Source organism: Halomicronema sp. CCY15110, from assembly GCF_016888165.1.
GTDB lineage: Bacteria > Cyanobacteriota > Cyanobacteriia > Phormidesmidales > Phormidesmidaceae > Halomicronema.
Genome location: NZ_JACSWC010000108.1, coordinates 23,576 through 31,791 on the forward strand (window position 1 = coordinate 23,576; position 8,216 = coordinate 31,791).

Consider the following 8,216-nt stretch of genomic DNA (forward strand, 5'->3'; position numbering starts at 1 on the left):
TCGGTGGAAAAACCAAACAAACCATACAGTGCCTGAAATCGCTGCAATAGGAGCCAATTGCACACGCTAGCAGGCGCGATCGCAACTTGCTCAAACTAGCCTAAAAAGTTACCCCATCGCTCATGCATTTGTCGAAAGAACGGGCGAATCTTAGATTTTCTTAAGGCTCTGTTGGGGACGAGGCGGGCGGCTCAGCCAATTTAACGGCGGGTACCTGGGGGTTCGCCAGATCCACATAATCGACTCGGGGGGCTTGGGGATCGCTCGTGAGCTGACGTAACTGCGGCAAAATTGCCAGTTGCTCTGACAACCGGCGAGCGTCGTAGCCCCCCAGGTGGATCGTCCCCACTTCGGTCTGGATGATCAAATTGTTGGGCGATCGCAAGTCGATTTCCTGAATTTCGACTGGACTGGACTGGAGCGTCTCGTATAGTTGTGACCATTGGCTGCGATAGCGCACATGGAATCCCCGTACCTTTAACGTGGGGAGGGCAAAATCTTGATCCAGCCCCACCACGGCGCTTTGCGCAATCCAATAGCCTTCGGAATCGAGGAGCCCCGGTTGGTGCATGGGGGTAGGTGGGTTATCGGCGAGCGGGCGTGAGGGCACGGTCACCGCCACCGGAATGCGCTCTTGCAAAGTGATTTCGACGCGGGGGGGAAACAATTGGCGATTGACTTGGGCGTAGGCCACGGGAGCCTCAGTGCGCAATCGCTCGACCAACTGCTCGGGCTCAATGTCGAAAATGCGCTGTGGATATTCGAGCGCCAGCACTTGGTAGATAGCGTCGTCTGACAACATCTCATTGCCATCAATGATGACTTGCTGCTGATCGCGCAGCAGCAGCCAAAACGGATTGCGAATGAGCCAAATCGTACTGACCGCTAAGCCCGTGATGGCAGCAATACGCCAAAGATGCTGCAAGTTGCGAATGCGTCGTTGCCGTTTTAGGGTGCGCCGACGATCCGCAAGTTCTTCAGGGGAGGGGGTGGCAAGGTTGGTCATAACGCGATCGCGCACACCGCAGCAAATGGGGATTCCAGCTTAGATCATCCGGTCACTGTACCGAGAGCGGCAATGTTTATCAACCCATGTTGCCGATCGTCAATTTGACGGCCTGGCGGCTCATCGCAAGACGGGAGTTGACATCCTCAGACCGAGGTTGGTGCCGTCGGTACAGACCGCCTCACCAACACCCTGACACGGTGAGCCGCAACCGGGGCATTTAAGTCTGTGGCGTCGATTGTAGCGATTCTTGCCAGGTCTGCAACTGATTTGTCCAAGCTAGCGCTAAGTCGGCATCGGTAAAAGGGATCCATTGAGTCTTGTCGCCAAGGTCGAGGGCGATCGCGATCGTGCAGCCTTTAGGCACGTCAGCGGTCGCGGGCAACGGCCCTTCCACACCGTCAAGGGTGATCGCTTGAATCGCTTGAATCGTGACTTCTTGCAGTGCCACGGGGCCTTGTCGAGTCGGCTTTCCCCACACCAAGCGATCGCCCTGCTGGCCCAACACGGCGTAGATGTCATATTTCGCCCGCTCAAACGCCGCCGCCCATTGTTTATAAGCTTCCAGTTTTTGATACTCGTTCCAGCCCGCCCAAGCCAGCCACACAAAGACGCCCAGCAAGGGCAGCCACAATAGTCCGCGTTCCATTTCGACCTCTGACAACACCACGCCAACTACAGACTGAAGCCTGTTCGCTCAATCCTCATCAGCCGCTTTCTGTAGCTTAACTGGACAATGCTGCGGACAGGGCTCCACGCTAAGACCTGGAGACACCCGATTTCCCCTGCCAAACCCCGATTCATTCCCGCCTCATGGCGTAAGGTTCTGTAAATTCTTGCAACAAGGTTTTGATTTGCCTTTACCGGTCATCAAGAATCTTGACTAAGGCCAAGGCCGCTGGCAGCTCTTGGGTTGTCAGGGATGGCTTGGCCTCGATGCGAATGACGACGTATTTGAGGAAATTGAAATTGACTTATCTTTCTTTGCTAGCAGTAGCCGTGCCCAGCACCCCCACCTGGAGCCCCAAAGTCGCGATCGTGATGATTGTCTGCAACATTCTGGCGATCGCGATCGGCAAATTTACCATTAAATATCCCAGCGAAGGGCCTGCAATGCCTTCACCGGCTCTATTTGGCGGCTTTGGCTTGCCCGCCGTCATTGGCACCACCAGCTTTGGTCACCTCATCGGGGCCGGAGCCATTTTAGGACTGGCTAACTTGGGCGTGCTCTAGAGCGATCGCGATTCCTATACGGCTATCACAATTACAGCGTCGGGCAATCGCTTGTCTGACGCTGTTTTTATAGATGGCTCCCCGCCCTAGATCCGCCCTAGAACTGATATCCCAACGTGAAATAAAACCGTAAACCAGGGGGATCATCCGTGGAAAGCTCTTCCACATCAATCAGCGGATAAGCGAAATCAGCGCGGGCGTTCAGTCCCTCAACCACGTTGAATAAAACGCCGACCCCTGTCCCCAAAAGAAAATTGTTATCCGTGACCTCGGCACTATCGCCGTCATTCCACACATAAGCGCCGTCTAAGAATGGCGCAATGCGGAAAAAAGGTAGGCCATCTTCGGTCCGAGTAATGACAATTTGGTCTTCGATCGAGAACCGCAAACCATTGTCGCCAAATCGCTGGTTTTGGTCATATCCGCGCACCGACAACCCACCGCCACCAAAAAACTTTTCAGAACCAGGCAATGAGTTCGGCGTCAGCTGCAAGCTGCCTTGCACTTGTAACAAGTGGTCATCATTGAGTCTTTGCACTCGCTGGACTTGACCGATCCAACTAAAGAACGTGTCGGAACTGCCTGCCGTGGTGACCGTATCATCGGCCTCTTCGGTACCCAGCCGAAACTGCGACTGTAAGGCCCACGCACCACTCACATCCCGATGTACATAATCTTGCCCAAAGCTGAGGACATTGGTCGTCGTGGCATCGGTAATGATGCCTGAAATCAGCGTCGAGCCGTCCCGATAGCGATAACCGAGGGACAGCGCAAACTCATCTCGTGGGGTGCGCACCAAAGGTTGACGCACACTCACTTCATAAATATCCGTCGAGCCTTCGGTGCCCAGATCAAAGGTCGGTTGGTTGGGATCGGTAATCTCAAATTCATTAGGCGTGGCTCGGACGAGCACCGTTCCATTCATCGGGTTAATGGGCACGCGATACCCGATTTCATAAACTTTGGAACCGGCCGTTGTGGTCCAAGTGGCGGAGCTAAATAACGTGTCGCCTAAACCAGCAAGATTGCGAAACTGAAGGTTGGCCCCGACTCGGACATTGCCCACCGAAGGCGACGAATAATTATCACTGTAAATTGAGCCGCCAATTGTATTAGCTTCTACGACCCGCACGACCAACTGACTTTGGCCGACGCCAGTGCCCGCCCGCAGACTTGCCTCCACGCTCTCAAACATGGGATCAACCCGTAACAGCCGGAGCTGATCTTCCAAACTGCCCTGATTCAGCGGTTTCGTACCGCCCTGAGCGATGCGCACCCGTACATAATCTTCCAGGGTGTCGGTGCCTTCCACCAAGATTTCGGCTAATTCCCCTTCAATGACATCGATTTGCACTACGCCATCGACGACAGTTTGCGTGCTCACAACTGCCCGCGAGGTAATGTAGCCGTCATTCAGATAAAGCTGGGTGATTTCATCGGCGGCTTGCTGTAATTCGGCCAGGGTGACGTCGCGATTTTCGTAGGGGGCGACGATCGCCGCTAGGGTGGCCTCGTCAAAGATGCTACTGCCAACCACGACAATATCCGTGACTGGAAAGGGCGTGTCGGCTGCTGGGGGGAGCGGTTGCTCAGGGGCTGACGGCTCGGGGGCGGGGTCGTCGGCTGGCAACGGTACGGGTAATTCTGGCTCGGGCAGTCGGTCTTGGCCGGGATCGACTTGGGCTAACAATTCTGCCGGGCGATGACTGTCGGGCATCGTGGCAGCGGTGACCGAGGTGGCTTGGGCCTGAACATTTTCCACGCTTAGGAACGCGATCGCAATGCCACCAGAAATCCCAAGAAAGCGCGAGTTCATAGTCCATCATGCCGGCACGTCATTCAGATTATCGCTATTAATTCGTGCAAAACTTGATTTAATAGTCAGGATATCTATTTTCTATGGTTGCGGCTGTCTTCCGAACATGGCAGCCGAGCGCCCTCAGCGCCCCTAACATCTCGTGTCGCCGACCGCTGGAAGTAACGAACGGAGTGGCGATCGCGCTTTCCACATAAATTAGCTACTGGGTTCTGGTCAGAGTCTGATAGGGTATAAAACTTGTGGCTAAAGTGTGAATATATGTTGCGTTATGGGGTTAGCTGATTCTTGAGGACTGGTCAAACTGTCAGCGATCGCCGCCCTCGCCAACCGCCATTTGCCAAAGCCATATTACTTTGATCGGCAGTCAGACTGCGGCAAGAATCTGCCAGAGTCGGGATGGCCGACTTGCTTGTGCGCACGTCATCGGGGTGAAAGCTCATGAGAATCCTAACCACAATTGAAGGATTACAAAGCTGTTTAGCCCTCTGGCGACAGCCCAGCATGGTTGGCAAACATCCGACCATCGCTTCGGTGGGCTTGGTGCCGACCATGGGTGCCCTCCATCCAGGACATATGAGCCTGATTCACCAAGCTCGGCAAGCCAACGATCGGGTCATTGTCAGCATTTTTGTCAATCCACTGCAATTTGCCCCCCAAGAGGATCTCGGCACCTATCCCCGCACGCTCCAACCAGACATTGAGAAATGTACCGCAGCTGAGGTGGACGCATTATTTTGTCCATCACCGCAGACCCTGTATGGACAGTCAGCGCCCTTACCAGAGCAGTTCACCCAGGTCTTACCAGTAGCCAGCATGACCGCGCGTCTATGTGGCGCTTATCGACCCGGACATTTTGCCGGGGTCACCACTGTGGTGGCGAAGCTGCTCAATCTGGTCAGACCTAACCGTGCTTACTTTGGGCGCAAGGATGCTCAACAACTCGCGCTCATCCGGCGCATGGTTGCCGATCTCAACTGGCCCATCGAGATCGTCGGTTGCCCGATCGTCCGGGAGTCCGATGGCCTAGCCTATAGCTCTCGTAATCAGTACCTGTCGGCAACAGAGAGAAGCCAAGCCACGGTTCTCTACCGCGCCTTGCAGTCGGCGCAAACGGCGTTTGCCCAAGGGGAAACCCACAGTCAGCGGTTGATTGATCAGGTGTGTACGACCCTTGAGCAGGTGCCCACACTCCAGCCGCAATATATCGAAGTCGTGCATCCAGCAACTTTTCAACCGTTAGAACAGGTGACCACTGTGGGACTTTTGGCGATCGCCGCTTATCTGGGCAAAACCCGGCTGATTGACAACATGTTGCTGCGATCGCGGCAGCCGATTGTCGCGATCGACGGCCCAGCGGGCGCGGGCAAATCGACCGTGGCGCGGTTGGTGGCCGATCGCTTGGGGCTGATGTACCTCGACACGGGGGCGATGTACCGAGCAGTTACCTGGCGGGTACTCACACAAGAGATTGATCCCACCGATGAAGTAGCCGTTGCTGAAGCGGTCGCCACCTGTCAGATCCGCTTAGCCACTGAGCCCGCAGCAACTCCAGGCGAACCAGGATTGACTCGGGTGTGGGTGAATGAAACTGAAGTCACCCAAGCGATTCGAACGGCGGAAGTGACAGCACAGGTTTCGACCGTCGCGGCGCAACCGACGGTGCGGCAAGTATTACTGCGACAGCAGCAAGCTTACGACGTCCAGGGCGGTGTCGTGATGGAAGGTCGCGATATTGGCACCCATGTGTTTCCCGCGGCGGAACTCAAGGTCTTTCTCACGGCGTCGGTGCAGGAGCGGGCACGACGGCGGCAACGGGACTTGCTAGCTCAAAACCAGCCGCCCATGAGCTTAGAGGCCTTGGAAGCAGCCATTGATGAGCGCGATCGCAAAGACAGTACACGCCGCGTTGCCCCTCTGCAAAAAGCTGAAGATGCCGTCGAGTTGCTGACAGATGGGTTGTCTATTGATGACGTCGTGACCGAAATTGTCGCCCTTTTTAACCGCCAACAAGACAATCACTAAAACTACGTGAGCACTCGCCAGTTGATAAGGGGTCGCTCAGAACAAGGTTGCAATATCCATACACCAAATCTGGAAGTGGGCAGGTACTCTCAGCGGTCTCATCACCTGCACGTACCCCTATCGTTCGGTGACTAATGGCCATAAGAATACAAAGCAGGCAATCAGGAAAAGTAAGCTACCCAGCGTACCCGGTAAGTCGTCATTTTGCCAGGTGGATACGGTGAACAAAAGGGCTGAGCCGATGAACAGCACCCAGCCGACAATCTGAAGTGATTTTTGGTTTGACTTTTGGGAGGGCATAGACAGCGGTAAAGAAACTAGCGATACGGAGCGACCGGCTTTTGACAGGTTTTGAAGCGACGCTGACTCAGGGCGATCGCGGACCAAGGACTGGAACTAGCTGTGTTTTTCTAAGCTTGGGGCTGCTTGAAGCTGATAGGATTCGCCGAGCTCGACTACATATCCAGACCGTGTCAAGCCCCTTTTAGTCAGGGGACGGCCATCGCAGAGGAGCCTTGATCGGTAAACGATTCGGCAAAATTGCTCATGGTCACATGGATAGCAGACCTAAAAACAGTCAAGAAAAAATTAAGAGCTCCTGCGAAATCGCAGGAGCTCCTAACAATACTCAATCGATGATGTGACTCAAAAATTGATTAGTCAAGATCATCCATTGCCAGCACGGGCTCAGACTCACGGTCAATTCCGCGCTCAAAGCCTGCTTCTGCCGCCCGAGCACGACCCGCGTGCCATAGGTGACCAATCAGGAAAAAGAAGCCCAGGATAAAGTGAGACGCAGCCAACCACTGCCGGGGGTTCACGTAGTTCACCGAGTTGATTTCAGTGATCACGCCACCCACCGAGTTGATGGAAGCCAACGGGGCATGAGTCATGTACTCAGCGGCACGACGGACTTGCCAATCTTGAATGTCATTCTGCATCTTATCCAGATCCAGACCGTTGGGGCCACGCAGGGGCTCCAACCAGGGACCCCGGAAGTCCCAAAAACGCATGGTTTCACCACCGAAGATGATTTCACCGGTAGGAGAGCGCATCAGATACTTACCCAGACCAGTCGGGCCTTGAGCCGAACCAATGTTGGCACCCAAACGCAGGTCACGCACCAAGAAGGTCATGGCCTGAGCCTGAGAAGCCTCGGAGCTAGTCGGGCCGTAGAATTCGCTGGGGTATGCGGTGTTGTTGAACCACACATAGCAGGAGGCGATGATACCCATCAGGGATAAAGCACCCAAGCTATATGAGAGATACGCTTCACCCGACCAAACGAAAGCACGACGAGCCCAGCCAAAAGGCTTGGTCAAAATGTGCCAGATCCCGCCGCTGATGCAGAGGATCCCGACCCAAATGTGGCCACCGATGATGTCTTCCATGCTGTTGACACCGACGATCCAGCCATCACCGCCAAAGGGAGAACCCACGACGTAGCCGAAGATCTTCACGGGGTTCAGCGTTGGGTTCGTGATCACCCGCACAGCACCACCACCGGGTGCCCAGGTGTCGTAAACCCCACCAAAGAACGTGGCTTTCAACACTAACAAGAACGCACCGCAACCCAGCAGGATGAGGTGGTAACCGATGATGTTGGTCATCTGGTTCTTGTCCTTCCAGTCATAACCAAAGAAGGAAGAGTACTCTTCTAAGGTTTCAGGGCCACGGATAGCGTGATAAATACCACCCAAACCCAGAACAGCGGAAGAAATCAGGTGCAAAACACCGACGACAAAGTAAGGGAAGGTGTCAACGATTTCGCCACCGGCCCCGACACCCCAGCCCAAAGTGGCGAGGTGAGGCAAGAGAATGAAGCCCTGCTCATACAAGGGCTTCTCAGGAACAAAGTGCGCCACCTCAAACAAGGTCATCGCACCGGCCCAGAAGACGATCAAACCAGCGTGGGCGACATGGGCACCCAGTAGCTTGCCGGACAGGTTGATCAAGCGTGCGTTCCCAGACCACCAGGCAAAACCTGAGGTCTGCTGGTCGCGCCCGCTGACATAAGAATTACTAGAGAGCGTTACCACGGGGGAGAACCTCCTCAGGGAATACAAACTTTTCGTGGGGTTGGTCGGTCGGTGCCATCCAAGCCCGGATACCTTCGTTCAACAAAATGTTCTTCGT

6 protein-coding genes and 1 pseudogene are annotated in these 8,216 nt (G+C 54.8%); 2 read left to right on the forward strand and 5 right to left on the reverse strand.

Features of this window, described 5'->3' with window-relative positions; translation table 11 throughout:
- Positions 1-160: 160 nt before the first annotated feature.
- Both JUK32_RS01505 and JUK32_RS01510 read right to left on the reverse strand, forming a co-directional pair.
- Positions 161-1,006 carry a cell division protein FtsQ/DivIB gene (locus JUK32_RS01505; protein ID WP_204137084.1) on the reverse strand — a complete coding sequence of 282 codons (846 nt, stop codon included), beginning with the start codon at positions 1,004-1,006 and terminating at the stop codon, positions 161-163.
- Between the two features lie 220 nt (positions 1,007-1,226).
- Complete coding sequence (locus tag JUK32_RS01510; protein WP_204137092.1) at positions 1,227-1,655, reverse strand: hypothetical protein; 429 nt, start codon at positions 1,653-1,655, stop codon at positions 1,227-1,229.
- A 293-nt stretch (positions 1,656-1,948) separates the two neighbouring features.
- On the opposite strand from JUK32_RS01510, the gene psaK reads away from it, so the two are divergent.
- A complete protein-coding gene (psaK, locus tag JUK32_RS01515; protein WP_204137093.1) occupies positions 1,949-2,239 on the forward strand; it encodes a photosystem I reaction center subunit PsaK in 291 nt (96 codons plus the stop codon).
- Positions 2,240-2,336: 97 nt separating this feature from the next.
- Here psaK and JUK32_RS01520 read toward each other — a convergent pair whose 3' ends face one another.
- Positions 2,337-4,055 carry a ShlB/FhaC/HecB family hemolysin secretion/activation protein gene (locus tag JUK32_RS01520; RefSeq protein ID WP_204137085.1) on the reverse strand — a complete coding sequence of 573 codons (1,719 nt, stop codon included), beginning with the start codon at positions 4,053-4,055 and terminating at the stop codon, positions 2,337-2,339.
- 441 nt (positions 4,056-4,496) lie between these two features.
- Between JUK32_RS01520 and JUK32_RS01525 the strand changes: the two genes are divergently transcribed.
- Positions 4,497-6,080: a bifunctional pantoate--beta-alanine ligase/(d)CMP kinase gene (locus tag JUK32_RS01525; RefSeq protein WP_204137086.1), complete on the forward strand. Its 1,584-nt coding sequence runs from the start codon at positions 4,497-4,499 to the stop codon at positions 6,078-6,080.
- A gap of 656 nt (positions 6,081-6,736) precedes the next feature.
- On the opposite strand, the gene psbC is transcribed toward JUK32_RS01525, so the two are convergent.
- Positions 6,737-8,119 carry a photosystem II reaction center protein CP43 gene (gene psbC, locus JUK32_RS01530; protein ID WP_204137087.1) on the reverse strand — a complete coding sequence of 461 codons (1,383 nt, stop codon included), beginning with the start codon at positions 8,117-8,119 and terminating at the stop codon, positions 6,737-6,739.
- Positions 8,103-8,216 (reverse strand): annotated as a pseudogene (locus JUK32_RS01535) (photosystem II D2 protein (photosystem q(a) protein)); the annotation flags it as partial. The gene psbC and the pseudogene JUK32_RS01535, both read right to left, overlap by 17 nt.

Bases quoted from the DNA above. Each gene is read 5' to 3' on its own strand.
- JUK32_RS01525 (WP_204137086.1), top strand. From the start codon at position 4,497: ATGAGAATCCTAACCACAATTGAAGGATTACAAAGCTGTTTAGCCCTC.
- JUK32_RS01505 (WP_204137084.1), bottom strand. From the start codon at position 1,006: ATGACCAACCTTGCCACCCCCTCCCCTGAAGAACTTGCGGATCGTCGG.
- psaK (WP_204137093.1), top strand. From the start codon at position 1,949: ATGACGACGTATTTGAGGAAATTGAAATTGACTTATCTTTCTTTGCTA.
- JUK32_RS01510 (WP_204137092.1), bottom strand. From the start codon at position 1,655: ATGGAACGCGGACTATTGTGGCTGCCCTTGCTGGGCGTCTTTGTGTGG.
- JUK32_RS01520 (WP_204137085.1), bottom strand. From the start codon at position 4,055: ATGAACTCGCGCTTTCTTGGGATTTCTGGTGGCATTGCGATCGCGTTC.